We start from the raw sequence: 13,660 nt of genomic DNA, 5'->3' as shown, positions 1-13,660 counted from the left end.
CGCTTTAGTCGCGACCCTTCCAATCGCAAACGGCGTCTTCGGGAGCGCCGAAGCCGCCCTTCCCGACGGTGCCGTTGGGGTAACGGGTTCGTCGGCAAAGGATTGCCGACCTACGAATGCTTGAATCTATTCACCCGAGCCGAAGGCGCCAACGACTCCTGCCAGGCCTGTTTTGCCGTACGAGCGAGATGAAAATGCTCAAGCCGAAACGATCAACGGGCTGTACAAAGCCGAGTTGATCCACCGGCGGGCGCCCTGGAAGACACGGGAAGCCGTCGAATTGGCCACTCTCGAACGGGTGTCCTGGTTCAACCACTCCAGGCTACTCGAACCCATCGGCTATATCCCGCCAGCAGAAGCTGAGGCAAACTATTATCGGCAACTAGCCAATCAGGCTGACTCGCAGACCTGACTTAAACCAACGAGCCTCCACGATTCCCGGGGCGGTTCACTTTAGTCTTAAAGGTCTTGGTGATGGGGGGCTCTCCCTTGCGGCGTACTTGGATATTCCAGGAACCGCTTGGAAGCTTTCGGAGTGTGGCCATGCAGAACCTCTCTCAATGTTCAGTGTGAACAAAATGTGAACGAGAAGGGTTCTGAGGAGAGCAAGAACTACATTAAGTTCTTGTTTGAAATGGCGCGCCCGAGACGACTCGAACGTCCGACCTTTGGCTCCGGAGGCCAACGCTCTATCCAACTGAGCTACGGGCGCATGCCGCGCATTTTACAGGAATCAGGATCGGTTTAATAGACTTCGGACGGCGGCAAAGCTGTCCATGGCCCGTTCTTTTTTCTGTTCGGGATCGAGCGCGCGCCGTTCCGGCCATTCGAGCTCTTCTTCCGGCAGTTCGTTCAGAAAGCGGCTGGGCTCGCAATCCACGATTTCGCCGTGGCGTTTGCGATGCGTGCAATAACTTAAAGTCAGATGCTTCTGCGCGCGGGTGATGCCTACGTAGGCCAGGCGGCGTTCTTCTTCGATCGTGTTTTCTTCGATGCTGGTCTGGTGCGGCAATAGATTTTCCTCCATTCCGACCAGATAGACGTACGGGAACTCCAATCCTTTCGCCGCGTGCAGCGTCATCAGGTTGACACGGTCGCCGGCGTTTTCTTCCTGGCTGCGCTCCAGAACGTCGAGCAGCAGAATTCGGGAAACGACTTCCGCGAGACTCTTTTCTTTTTCATCGTCCTTGGCGATGCGTTTGAGCCAATCGATCAGTTCGCGTACCTGTCCCATCCTGCGGCGGGCGGCGTCTTCGCTGTTGCTGGTCTCCCTCAGCCAGTTTTCATACCCGATCTTGACGATGAAATCGTCGATCACGGCGAAGGTGTCGCCGCGCTGGGCGCGATCGGCGACATCGGTAATCCATTCGGCGAAGTGGCGCAGGCGCTGGATCGCCGTCTCGCCGAGAGACTGCTGAAGCCCGAATTCGAAGCAGGCCGAAAACAGACTGATATGGCGCCGGTTGGCATAGGCGCCGAGTTTTTCCAGGGTTGTCGGCCCGATCTCCCGGCGTGGAACGTTGACCACGCGCAGGAACGCCGCATCGTCGTCCGGATTCACCAGCAATCGCAGATAGGCCATGATGTCCTTGATCTCGGCATAGCCGAAGAAAGACATTCCGCCGCTGATGAAATAAGGTATGGCGTGCTCCCGCAACGCGCGCTCGAAGAGCCGCGACTGGTGGTTGCTGCGATACAGGATCGCGTAGTCCTGAAAACGCGTGCCGTGGCGGAACTTGTGATGCAGCAGGTCGGAGGCGACCTGCCGCGCTTCGGCGACTTCTTCCTTATGCGTGAGCACGCGCAGCGGATCGCCGTATCCCAGCGCACTCCACAGGCGCTTTTCGAATACGTGGGGGTTGTTGGCGATGAGCTTGTTGGCGACCTTCAGGATCCGTCCGGTCGAACGGTAGTTCTGCTCCAGTTTTATGACCTTGAGCCGCGGAAAATCGCGCTGTAGCTGGGCAAGGTTTTCAGGTTGCGCCCCGCGCCACGCGTAAATCGACTGATCGTCGTCGCCGACCACGGTAACACGGCCGACTTTGCCGGTCAGCAACTTAACCAATTCGTACTGGGTCAGATTGGTGTCCTGGTACTCATCGACCAATAAATAGCGTATCCGGTTGCGCCACTTGTCGAGGATGTCCGCATGCTCGTGAAACAGGAGCACCGGAAGGAGAATCAGGTCGTCGAAGTCGACGGCGTTGTAGGACTTCATGTGCCGGACATATTCGGCATAAAGCTGCGCCGCGGGCTGTGCATCGCCCTGCCCTTCCGCGATAGCCCGCTCGGGGGTCACGAACAAATTCTTCCACCGGCCGATGCGCCAGATATAGCTTTCCGCCTCGTCGATATCCCAGCTTTCCGAGCCGTGCTTGATGAGTTCCTTGGTCAGCGCCAGGCGATCGTGCTCGTCAAAAATGGAGATATTTTTCTTGAGGCCGAGCGCGCCGTGCTCCTCGCGCAAGATTTCGAGGCCCAGCGAATGGAAGGTGGACACCGTCAGGCCGCGCAAATCCTTGTCGGAAAGCAGCTTGCCGACGCGGCTCTTCATCTCCCGCGCCGCCTTATTGGTAAAGGTTAGAGCGGCGATGTGCTTCGCCGGGGTGCCGTGCTTGACCAAATACGCGATTTTCTCGGTGATCACCCGCGTTTTGCCGCTGCCCGCCCCCGCAAGAACGAGCAAGGGACAATCCAAAGTGGTCACGGCAGCGAGCTGCTGCGGATTCAGTTGAGAGACCATCAAACGGCCGAAGAGATACGGTCGAGCCGCCGGAAGCCAATGGCTTCGCTGAGATGCGGAACGGCGATTTTGTCCTCGCCGGCGAGATCGGCGATGGTGCGAGCGAGTTTCAGAATGCGGTGATAGGCGCGATGCGACAATCCGAGCTTTTCGGTGGCCTGCTCGAGCAGTCGGTGTCCATCGTCGGTCAATTGGCAGTAATGCTTGACTTCTTGAGGCGCCATCGAGGCATTCGGCTTTCCGGTCCTCTGCAGAGCCACTTCCCGAGCCGCGATCACCCGCCGGCGAATGTCGGCGCTCTTCTGCTCTCCGCCGGGCGCGCCATGACGCAACATTTCTTTAGAAACGCGCGGCACTTCTATGTGTATGTCGATGCGGTCGAGCAAAGGTCCGGAAATCCGCGCGCGATAACGCTGAACCTGCTCCGACGTGCAGCGGCAGCGTCCGGAGGCGTCGCCCAAATAGCCGCACGGACACGGATTCATCGCGGCGATGAGCTGAAACCGGGCCGGGAAATCGACCTGGCGCGCAGCACGGGAAATCGTGATACAGCCCGTCTCCAACGGTTCCCTCAAAACCTCGAGCACCTTGCGGTCGAACTCCGGTAACTCGTCGAGAAAAAGCACGCCGTTATGAGCCAGGGAGACTTCTCCCGGCTTGGGATTGCCGCCGCCGCCCACCAAAGCAGGGGCCGAAGCCGTATGATGCGGCGAACGGAACGGAGGAATGCGCCAGCGTCTCGGATCGAAAGGCAAATCGCTGACCGATCCGATGGCTGCGCTTTCCAACGCTTCGTCGTCGGTCAAAGGCGGGAGAATACTCGGAAATCGAGCCGCCAGCATGGATTTGCCGGTTCCCGGAGGTCCGAGCATTATCAGATTGTGTTTTCCGGCGGCGGCGACTTCCAGGGCTCGCTTGGCGTGATAATGCCCATGCACGTCCGCGAAATCGGCGAGTTCCTCCAGGCCAACCGATGCCCCCTCGTTCGATTCGAACGGGAGCTGTTGCTGGCCATTCAAATGAGCGCATACCTCGAGAAGATGGTGTGCCGCGAGAATTTTCGCACCCTCTGCAAGAGCCGCTTCGCCCGCGTTTTCCTTCGGCGCGATTAACGTACGCCCCGCATGCTTCGCCTGAATCGCGACCGGCAATACCCCGCTGACGGGGCGCAATTCCCCGCCCAGAGAAAGCTCACCTACGCACTCGATCTCCCGGAGAGCATCGCTCCTGATTTGTCCCGACGCCGCCAAGATGCCCAGCGCGATCGCGAGATCGAACCGGCCGCCTTCTTTCGGAATGTCGGCGGGCGCCATGTTCACGGTGATTCGCTGGAGGGGAAATTCGAACTGACAGTTCAGAAGCGCGCCCCTGACCCGATCCTTGCTTTCTTTCACCGCGGTTTCCGGAAGGCCGACGATGGAAAGGCTCGGTAAACCGTTGGAAATATGCACCTCGACGGTGACTAACGGCGCTGCGATACCTTGCCTGCCCCGAGTGAAAACGACGGCCAGGGACATGAATTCCTCGTCCGTTCGAATTATCGATTGACGATCTGCTTTTCCAGCTCGGCGACTTGAGCTTCCAGTCGTTCCAACTGCTCCCGCGTTCTCGCGAGAACGGCGGTCTGCACGTCGAATTCTTCCCGGCTGACCAAATTCATCTTGGCGAACGAGGCTTGAAGGATTGCGCGGAAATTCTTTTCCAAATCGTCCTGCAATTTGAGGAAGTCGGACGGTACCGCCTCGGCAAGGCGCCGAGCGAGATCGTTTAGAGTGGTTTTATCAAACATATTGAAAAGCATAGCCGAGTAACGCGGTGAGCGTCCAGTCGGACGCACTCCCGTCGATATGCACCGTCAGAGTGCATGCCAAATCAGACGCTCCGTGATGGTGCATTTTTAGCGTCTGCCATCTTGACAATTTCATTTTTTGCCAAGCCCACCGCACAACATAAAGCTTGGCACAGGTCCTGCTTCTTGGTCGAAGAACGCCTCAACACTGAGCAGGGCTTCGCCGGTTCAGCGTCGAATCGAAGGCGGCGTCCGCACATTCTATAGGAGAACTCTCGCATGAAATTTGTGACCGCGATTCTAAAACCGTTCAAATTGGACGACGTCCGCGAGGCATTGTCCGATGTAGGCATTTCCGGCATCACCGTTACCGAGGTGAAAGGATTCGGCCGACAGAAAGGACATACCGAATTGTACCGGGGCGCTGAATACGTCGTCGATTTTCTGCCCAAGGTCAAGCTCGAAGTCGCGGTAACAGACGAGCAGCTGGAAGCCGTGATCGATGCCATCTCCAAAACGGCCAATACCGGAAAAATCGGCGACGGCAAAATTTTTGTGCTCGACCTTGAGCAAGTCATTCGTATCCGTACCGGTGAAACCGGAGCGGAAGCCCTTTAATCAAGGAGAAAAACAACATGAAACGAATCCAGATCGCCCTTTTCCTGTTCATGTCGCTGTGTTTCACAGGAATTGCATTCGCCGAAGAAGCCCCCGCTCCGGTCCCCGATAAAGGAGACGTCGCCTGGATGATCGTAGCCACCGTATTGGTTATTTTGATGACCATTCCGGGGCTGGCCTTGTTCTACAGTGGCATGGTCCGCGCCAAGAACACGCTGTCCGTTCTCATGCAGGTGTTCGTGATTTTCTCGCTAATGGCGCTGTTATGGGCGATATACGGCTACAGCATTGCGTTTACGGAGGGAAACGCCTTCTTCGGCGGGTTCAGTAAACTGTTCTTGAAGGGCGTGACGCCGGAATCGCTCGCCGGTACGTTCAGCAAAGGCGTCTATGTTCCCGAATACGTCTATATCGTATTCCAAGCAACTTTCGCGGGTATCACCCCGGCACTGATCGTCGGCTCGTTCGCCGAACGCGTGAAGTTTTCCGCAGTACTGCTGTTCATGGTTTTGTGGTTCACGTTCTCCTATCTTCCGATGGCCCATATGGTCTGGTTTTGGGCAGGCCCGGATGCGTACACGGATGCCGCCGCCGCCGAAGCCGCCGGCGCGACGGCTGGTTTTCTTTTTCAAAAGGGAGCACTGGATTTCGCCGGCGGTACCGTGGTGCATATCAACGCCGGCATAGCAGGACTGATCGGCTGCCTATTGATCGGCAAGCGCATCGGCTACAAGAAGGAATTTATCGCACCTCATAGCGTAACGATGACCATGATCGGCGCATCGCTGCTTTGGGTCGGCTGGTTCGGCTTCAACGTCGGATCGAACCTGGAAGCCAACGGCATCGCTGCGCTAGTCTTCGCCAATACCTTGCTCGCGACCGCAGCAGCGACCTTGGCCTGGATGTCGGCCGAATGGCTCGCTCGAGGCAAGCCCAGCATGTTGGGTGCCGCGTCGGGCGCAGTCGCCGGGCTCGTCGCCATCACACCGGCCTGCGGCTTCGTTGGTCCTATGGGCAGCATCATTCTCGGCCTGATTGCCGGTGCCGTCTGCTTCTGGGCGGTGACCAGCTTGAAAAACATCTTGGGCTATGACGACTCGCTCGATGTATTTGGGGTTCATGGCATCGGCGGCATCATCGGCGCGTTGGGAACCGGCATATTCGCCTCTCCCGACCTCGGAGGCGCCGGCGTATACGATTATGTGGCCAATGCCGTCGGCGAATACGACATGATGGCCCAGGTCATCAGCCAGGCTTGGGGCGTGGGAACCGTCGTCATCTGGTCAGGGGTGGTCTCTCTCATCGCCTACAAGATCGTGGACATGCTGATAGGGCTTCGGGTCACGGAAGAGATCGAGCGTCAAGGGCTCGATACGACCGAACATGGAGAAACCGCCTACCATCTTTAATTTGACAGCCTCTTGTCATGTCTATAGCGGGCGTCTTCGGACGCCCTCTTTTTTGCTACCGGCGCGATTCGAGCCCGATCAACGGGACAAAATCCAATTCCGGAGATTGGCCGCATTCATTGCGCCCATCGCCCGATCGACCTCTTTTCCGCCGTCGAACATCAATAGAGTGGGAATGCTGCGAATATTGAATCGTCCCGCAAGAGCGCTTTCCGAATCGACGTCGACCTTGGCAAAACACACTTGCCCAGCCAATTCGCTCGCCAACTGATCGAGCACCGGCGCCATCATTTTGCACGGTCCACACCAACTCGCCCAAAAATCCACTACGACAGGCAAATCACTTCTTCCAATATAGGTTTCGAAATCCCTCTCGGTCAGATTTGCCGGCTGCCCGTTAAGGATTTCTTGGCGGCAACGCCCACATTTCGGACGATCTCTAATCCGCTCCGGCGAAACGCGGTTTACGGTCATGCAGAAAGGACAGACGATGTGCATATCTTCACTCCGATTCCGCTTCTGCTATTCGTCTTCTAAATCGCGATCGGGGTTCCAGCCCAAGGCTTTTGCCCGAGCAATCGCCTCCTCCTGAATGCGCAGATATTTCTGGAGAAGCTCCTCCGGAAAGTTGTGCACCGAAAATCCGTACTGATCCCAGGTTTGCTGAACCTTTTCCCACAAGTTCTCGATGCCCCCCGCTTGCCATCCCTCACAGGTCTCGGATTCAGGAATCAGCCCGAATGCCCAGGCGTCCCGAATGATGCGGCCGATATCCGTCATACCGCCGTAGCGGTCATTATGTATTCCGACATACGGTTCATTATTTTTCATGCCAATGCACAGATCCCAGTCAAAGGGCCATTCTACAAAGGTCCAGGATGAAGTACAGCATGCCGGCGCCGGTCGCCTTCTTCACCGGCAAGAATACGACGCTCAAGCTTGAAACGGTTTCACGAAAGTCAATTAAAAGGCGAAAAGGACATCGGCAATCTCAAGGTCAGCTTGACGTCCTGCGCATCTTCCGTGGCTCCGATGCTTACCGATAGATTTAGGCTGGTGTCTCTGGTGAGTTTGAACGAATACCCCAAAAGGAACTCCCCGATATCCAAACTCGATCCGGAAACGGATTCTCCGTCCACTTCCGTATCGAATACGTGCTTATGCGAGTATCCGATGCTGAAGGATGATCGTTCGTTAATGCTGAACCCCAACCCGAAGCTTGCTCCTATCGAGTCGCCGGGATCGATCGTTCCGACATCCTCATCAGTCTCGAGGGTGTAGCCATAATTGAGATTTGCGTAAAACACGGCCGGATCGGTCGGGTAGAGCGCCGTAATACTCGGCTGAACACTAACGTAACCCGAGCCGGTCGGGAGCTCTGTCGGAAAGCGGGCGCCCGGCACACCCTGAGCCAGCACATAGTCCACATCGTAGGGACTTTTTCCTGTGGGAATGGTAGTTGCGAGATTTCCCACGAATATCGGCCAACCGTTGGCTCCGCCATTAAACTGATACCGTGCCGTAAACTCGATATCGCCCAAACCGGATCCATCGGCATTGAAGGTCTCATCCACTCCGGCACCGATTGAAACAGCTCTCGATCGCTGCATGTCCTCTCTGTAAAGGAAAGGTACGCGGCCACTGATTTCGAGGCGATCGGTTACGCCGTAGCGGCCGGTAATCGCACCGATAAACGTATGCCGGTCGATTTCTCTAAGATCGATCAATCCGATGGCAATGGCCGGAACAAACGTAAACGCGTCAAGAAAAACCCGATTGTTGCTCGCGTAGTTGTATTCCAGCGATGGCTCCACAATCAGGTGGCCCTTCGGCGTCAACACGCCGCCTACGGTCTCCGAGATCCTGGGCAGTTCCGGGGGCTTCGGCTTCGCCTCCGGTTCCGGAGCTTGTCCGACCGGACCCTTGGGCATAGCCGGCTGTCGGTTATCGGCAACTTTGACGGGACCGGGAGGCTGGTCCTTGATTCGTGCTGCTTGTGCCGTACCGGGGTTTGTTGCAGTCTGTTTGGCGGGCGCACCGCCGGCTATACGTTCGAGCTGGTTTTGCAGGGTTTGAAGCTTTCGTTGCTGATCCTCGAACGCTTTCTTCTGAAGATCCAGTATCCGTTGCTGCTCGGCTAAGGCCCGCCGCAACTGCTCGATTTCGCTGCCTTTCGCCGCGTCACCGGCAGCCTTTTTGCCTTGAGGCACAAGAACGGCTCTCGATTTTCCCGCACTCTTAACGCCCGGCGCTTGGCCCGCACGCGCCGCCAATGCGGGCTTCGGAAAATCCACCAGAAGCTTGGGCGAAGCCCCATAGGAAACCGGCTCCCAAAACTGGGTAAAAGTCGCGGGCTGTTTTAAGTCGACGATCAGGCGCGAATCGTCATCGCTTTCTGAACCACTGATTACGCGCGAAAACAGGGGATGATCCCGAGGAGGTTGGGGAAGTGTTCTGCTGATTCGGCCGCCGGGAAACTTGATAACCAAGCGATCCGGGCCATCCAAAAAGGAAGCTTGCACCGAGACATAATCCGAAGCCGTTATCTCGAGCCTAAGCGCATCGACCGACTCTCCATACCTTATATCGGTGATTTCCGCTCCCAAACAGTCGGAAACTAGAAATACCCCAAAAATCGAGGAAATAACTAGTACACGCACTGACGTACCCTCCCTGGGTCCATGTCTTATTTTTGTGACGTAACAGAACGTACTTTAATTTGACTGGTTTGGCAAGTTATTTTCGAAGGATATGCGTGTACCAATAAAGCCTTGATTAAAAGAAAAATAGCCCTGCCCGCCATAAATAAATGACGGGAATATCTTGGACGCAAAGGAAATGCCTCGACGATGATCTAAGTCTTTCATGTCGTGAGGCGTTAAAGATCCGATATCGGCCCAAATCATGCGGCAGATATGGCGGTATAAATCATAAGGCGTATTTTATCAGTTCATCATTAATATATTATTCGATAATAAACAAACATATTTAGATGATCCAACGATAACTTATCCGGCGACATGCTCAACGCCGGGAACCGTAATGGAATGCTTTTCCATCAAGCGATATAGCGTCACGCGGGAAACTCCGAGCCGGCGTGCCGCGCTGGTAATACTTTTGGATTCCGACAACGCAGACATCACGGCTTGTTCGACGGCTTGCGCTTTTATCTCTCTAAGCGTTCTTCCACTGAATTTCGCCGGACGGGATAGCCCCAAATCCACCTCGGTAATCAGACGACCTGTGGAAAGAACGGCAGCTCGATTCACGCAACTCATCAACTCCCGCACGTTTCCAGGCCATGAATAATCGAGAATTGCCGAAACCGCTTTTTTCGACAGACGCTTCGAATTCCGCCGCTTCCCCTGATTAAATCGATCGACGAAATATTCCGCGATTTCAGCTGCGTCGGTATCCCGTTTTCTTAACGGCGGTACATCGATCTGCAATACATTGAGACGATAAAACAAGTCCTCTCTGATTACGCCGGCAGTCACCGCTTCTCGCAAGTTCGGGCTTGCCGAAGTAATAATCCTTACATCTATCGGACGTGATTCTTTAGAACCGAGGGGAGTTAACTCCTTTTCCTGCAAAAACCTTAACAGTGAGACTTGCCCCAACGGAGAGAGATTTTCGATTTCGTCCAAAAACACGGTACCGCCAGCTGCGGCTTCGAAATGCCCTACTCTCTCCTCGACCGCGCCAGTAAACGCTCCCTTGTTATGGCCGAAGAATTCGCTTTGCACTAGCGTGTCGGGAATGGCGCCGCAGCTCACGGCGATGAAAGGTTTTTCCGCCCTGGACGACAAGCCATGGATTGCCCTCGCAATGAGTTCCTTGCCCGTCCCGGTCTCGCCGGTAACGATTACCGGCTCATCACTCCGGCTGATTTTTTGGACATTTTCATAGACCAGCGACATTGCTTTACTGGACCCGATCAATCCAAACCTCTGATTGATCGCTAGACGAAATTCTCCGCGACTGGCCTCCGCCAGTTTTGCCGCGCCGTAAGCGTGCCCAAGCGAATATGCCAGTCTACGGACATCTACGGGGGTCGTATGAAAATCGAAAAAGAAAGAGCTCAAAAAAGAGGCGTGCTCAATAGAACCCATACTCCCTGGATCGACGATCGCAATCCACTCGGTAGACGAGCTTTCATTGATTACTTCCAATAGCCCGCTTTGCGTTTCCTCACTGAAACTTGCATCGAGCAGGACGACACCGACATAGATCTTGCTCGATCTGAGATGCCTTATCGCATCTCGCGTATCCATCGAGATGTGAGCCTTCCAGCCCTTTTCAGCGAGACTCTTCGCCAGACCGAGCGAGTCAGCCCAACCCGGCTGAAGCAAGATTAAATCCCTAGAATCGCCCCAGGCCTGATTGGCCGGAAACACCCTTTCGATTCGAGAAATCCCAGCTGTTAGTTCCATCTGTTTTCCCTTCCTTTTGATTATACAACACAGGACAATATTCCCTATTATTACAAGAACCTATGTAATTATATCTCCCTATAAATAAGCCGCTGCTTTAGATATTATGGAGCGAATCCACCGCCGTACGGTCCAAAACCGTTAAAATCCATACCCTTAACATTTGAAATGGTTAAATCGATGGACCGCATCATAGTTATTATCTGATTATCCATAGTATTTTGAATAACTGCCATGTTGTTCGTCCCAGCATCCGACATCGCGAAATTGTTGGGACCATTATTTACGGTCACTCCGCGCAACTGATCGATGGAAAAATCGTCGGCCAGCGCGAAACGGTCCGAAAACTGTTCTTGTCCATTGACAAATACGGATGTGGCCAAGGATAAGTCAACAACCATCCCGTTGTCCAACACAAACCCGGCACGCAACTCATCAAGCTCTGCGTCCTCGGCCGCTGTCCAGCCGGGAAGCGACTCAATGCCTCCCTGCCCACTTGCCGCACAGATTTTTATTGCTTGAGGGATCGAAGCAAGAAAGATGACACTCAAAACCAGCCGCATGACATCGAATTTCTTCGATGCTCGAACATCCTTGGCCGACATCATGATATTACTCCTTGTTTCTAAAAATCATATCTTCCCGGTTGTAGCAGGTTGAAGGAGGCGAGACTACCATTATCGACTGCCATACCCAATGGGGCTTTCGGACTCAAAGCCCATTCTTCACCGCTGTTGAAATATTTGCCCGCAATATTCTTTTTATTTCGAATAACAAAAAGGATGCGGTTGTCCCATAATTCTCTAAACGTCTGAAGATCCACCCTTTTCAAACCCATGGCCGGATCTCCAAGCAACACAGCGGAGTCGTTCGTGCCTTTTATGATGACGAAGTGCAAATAGCCCTTATTATTGATAATAGTAATCGCGGGCACCTTCGCCTGAGCCAGCTGCTCCAAGCCGATTTTGTAACCGTCAGCCTTGTACCCTCGGCGTTCGAGGTATTGTTTCATGTCCAGCAAGGAAAAACCTTGCTGTTGTATTCTCTGCTGGTCGCCATGCTCCCACATGTCGCCGAAGACTTCCAATTCGCCGACCGTATCTTCGTAATGGAATGACAGCAAACTCGCCAGCGCTGCCGAGCCGCAGCTGAAATCATACTGCTGCTTCAGAATGGTCTTGAACCGTCTCTCCGCGTAGCTCGTTGTGCCGATGTTATAGAATCCCGGCCCCGCCACTCCATCGAAAAACTGCACGGAGCCGGCGCGAACCTCCGACACCGTGCTCATAACACAGAGAACGAGCAAAAGACTTGAACGAAAAAGACCGGTACTTTCGCTCATGGCGTTATGGTGACGTTGACGTCCGTGAGATTTTGAATGATTACGTTGTTTCCGGTGTTTTGAATGACCGATATGATTCCGCCAGCATCGGTGAACGCGCTGCCATCGATACTGTTATATGTGGTCATATTACTGGTATTTGCAGTGTTACCAGCCATTGTCGCCTTGAGCGCGCCGCGGGCGAACGCCAAATCGTCCACGCCCTCGCGGGCCCGCTCCTCGCCCAAATCGCCGCTCCCAACCGCCGCATACGATTCGGAAGCGAATGCGACTTCGTCGTCGAGACCGCTTGCTTGGCCGGTCGACCAAAAACAACTGACGAGAAAACATAGGCTTCCAAGCAATCCTTTTTTCATCGTTCACACCTTCTTTCCTTTAGGCTTTGGCAGAGAGCCGGTGAGCGTTTCGGCGCTCACCGGTACCCTAATCGGCTGTTATCTCGTCAATTTCAATTGTTGACGTTCACGGTGCCAAAAACATTGGTGCTTTGTTGAATCAACGAGGCGTGGCCCAGGTTTTGGGAGAGCTGAACGATACCGGCGGCGCCGTTGGCTGAACCGTCGATGCTGTTGGATGAAGCCGCAACCGGCACCCCTGCCTGGACAGCGACACCGACCGGCACTACAACCACATGCTCGACTTCCCCATCTAGCTCGACCTTGGTACTGTTGTCGATCTCCACTTCGCCGCCCCTATGGACGTTAAAAGCATTCCCGTCGCCGGCGACCGAAGCCGAATTTACCTCGATCTCCCCGCCATTCTGCGCGCTTAACGCATTCCCGCCACCAGTGGCCGAGGCCGAGGTATAGTCGATCTCACCGCCGTTCTGGGCAGCAAAAGCATCCCCGCCAGCGTTAGCCGTTGTGTTTTCGCTCTGGTCGCGAGTTGCCGTGCCCCCGTTGTTCGCGGCTACACCGTCGTCCTCGGCCTCAGCTTCGCTGTTGTCGGCAGAGGCCGTGCCGTTGCCGGCCGCGGCAACAGAACCTTCGTCCTCCGCCTCAGCTTCACCAGCGTTGGCCGTGCTCCCGTTGTTCGCGGCAGCAGAGTTTTCGTCCTCGGCCTCAGCTTCGCCAGCGGTGGCCGTGCCCCCGTTGTTCGCGGCGGCAGCACCGTTGTTCTCGGCTTCCGCTTCGCTTTGGTCGTTCGTCGCGTTCCCGTTGACCGCAGCAGCGGAATCCTCCTCGGCGTCAGCTTCGTAGCTCGCGTCCACCGCTACATTTAGGTTATTGTTTTGGGAGTCGATCTCCGCGTCAGCCCATGCCCCCGACGAGAAACCCAATGCCAGGCTGATACCGACCGCCAACAAAGTCTTATTGAAGTTCGTCA

The 13,660-nt window shown here is 55.1% G+C and carries 14 protein-coding genes, 1 tRNA gene and 1 pseudogene; 4 read left to right on the top strand and 12 right to left on the bottom strand.

Annotation, left to right across the window (positions count from 1 at the left end):
• Both ABJK70_RS11095 and ABJK70_RS11090 read left to right on the top strand, forming a co-directional pair.
• A partial coding sequence (locus tag ABJK70_RS11095; RefSeq protein WP_347257999.1) for a hypothetical protein occupies positions 1-192 on the top strand: 192 nt, incomplete at its 5' end.
• A pseudogene (locus tag ABJK70_RS11090) lies at positions 191-412 on the top strand (IS3 family transposase); the annotation flags it as partial. The gene ABJK70_RS11095 and the pseudogene ABJK70_RS11090, both read left to right, overlap by 2 nt.
• Before the next feature lie 223 nt (positions 413-635).
• Here ABJK70_RS11090 and ABJK70_RS11085 read toward each other — a convergent pair.
• From ABJK70_RS11085 to ABJK70_RS11070, 4 genes are all read right to left on the bottom strand, one after another.
• Positions 636-712: transfer RNA gene (locus ABJK70_RS11085), tRNA-Arg, on the bottom strand.
• A gap of 21 nt (positions 713-733) precedes the next feature.
• Complete coding sequence (rep, locus tag ABJK70_RS11080) at positions 734-2,743, bottom strand: DNA helicase Rep (protein WP_347257998.1); 2,010 nt, start codon at positions 2,741-2,743, stop codon at positions 734-736.
• Complete coding sequence (locus ABJK70_RS11075; protein ID WP_086135629.1) at positions 2,743-4,260, bottom strand: YifB family Mg chelatase-like AAA ATPase; 1,518 nt, start codon at positions 4,258-4,260, stop codon at positions 2,743-2,745. Before ABJK70_RS11075 ends, rep begins: the two co-directional genes overlap by 1 nt.
• 20 nt (positions 4,261-4,280) lie before the next feature.
• Positions 4,281-4,532 (bottom strand): accessory factor UbiK family protein, encoded by a 252-nt coding sequence (locus tag ABJK70_RS11070; RefSeq protein ID WP_077732357.1) that lies wholly within the window; start codon positions 4,530-4,532, stop codon positions 4,281-4,283.
• Between the two features lie 279 nt (positions 4,533-4,811).
• Between ABJK70_RS11070 and glnK the strand changes: the two genes are divergently transcribed.
• Together glnK and ABJK70_RS11060 are read left to right on the top strand one after the other, a co-directional pair.
• Positions 4,812-5,150, top strand: a complete 339-nt coding sequence (glnK, locus tag ABJK70_RS11065) for a P-II family nitrogen regulator (RefSeq protein ID WP_077732330.1) — start codon at positions 4,812-4,814, stop codon at positions 5,148-5,150.
• Between the two features lie 17 nt (positions 5,151-5,167).
• Positions 5,168-6,559, top strand: coding sequence for an ammonium transporter (locus ABJK70_RS11060; protein WP_347257997.1), 1,392 nt, complete (start codon positions 5,168-5,170; stop codon positions 6,557-6,559).
• A 78-nt stretch (positions 6,560-6,637) separates the two neighbouring features.
• On the opposite strand, the gene trxC is transcribed toward ABJK70_RS11060, so the two are convergent.
• The 8 genes from trxC to ABJK70_RS11020 all read right to left on the bottom strand — a co-directional run.
• Complete coding sequence (gene trxC / locus ABJK70_RS11055; protein WP_077732328.1) at positions 6,638-7,057, bottom strand: thioredoxin TrxC; 420 nt, start codon at positions 7,055-7,057, stop codon at positions 6,638-6,640.
• A gap of 24 nt (positions 7,058-7,081) precedes the next feature.
• Positions 7,082-7,390 carry a hypothetical protein gene (locus tag ABJK70_RS11050; RefSeq protein WP_077732327.1) on the bottom strand — a complete coding sequence of 103 codons (309 nt, stop codon included), beginning with the start codon at positions 7,388-7,390 and terminating at the stop codon, positions 7,082-7,084.
• Positions 7,391-7,518: 128 nt separating this feature from the next.
• Entirely contained in the window at positions 7,519-9,219 is a 1,701-nt protein-coding gene (locus ABJK70_RS11045; RefSeq protein WP_077732326.1) for an AMIN domain-containing protein, read from the bottom strand.
• Between the two features lie 348 nt (positions 9,220-9,567).
• Entirely contained in the window at positions 9,568-10,992 is a 1,425-nt protein-coding gene (locus ABJK70_RS11040; RefSeq protein WP_077732325.1) for a sigma-54 dependent transcriptional regulator, read from the bottom strand.
• A 104-nt stretch (positions 10,993-11,096) separates the two neighbouring features.
• A complete protein-coding gene (locus tag ABJK70_RS11035; protein WP_347257996.1) occupies positions 11,097-11,600 on the bottom strand; it encodes a hypothetical protein in 504 nt (167 codons plus the stop codon).
• Positions 11,601-11,617: 17 nt separating this feature from the next.
• A complete protein-coding gene (locus ABJK70_RS11030) occupies positions 11,618-12,334 on the bottom strand; it encodes a C39 family peptidase (protein WP_205780879.1) in 717 nt (238 codons plus the stop codon).
• Complete coding sequence (locus ABJK70_RS11025; RefSeq protein WP_077732323.1) at positions 12,331-12,690, bottom strand: hypothetical protein; 360 nt, start codon at positions 12,688-12,690, stop codon at positions 12,331-12,333. Before ABJK70_RS11025 ends, ABJK70_RS11030 begins: the two co-directional genes overlap by 4 nt.
• A 92-nt stretch (positions 12,691-12,782) precedes the next feature.
• The coding region (locus tag ABJK70_RS11020; RefSeq protein ID WP_347257995.1) for a hypothetical protein at positions 12,783-13,660 on the bottom strand (878 nt) is incomplete at its 5' end.

The sequence above is a fragment of the Methylocaldum sp. genome (assembly GCF_039794385.1).
Classification (GTDB): Bacteria; Pseudomonadota; Gammaproteobacteria; order Methylococcales; family Methylococcaceae; genus Methylocaldum.
This window is presented reverse-complemented; position numbering and strand designations above follow the sequence as displayed.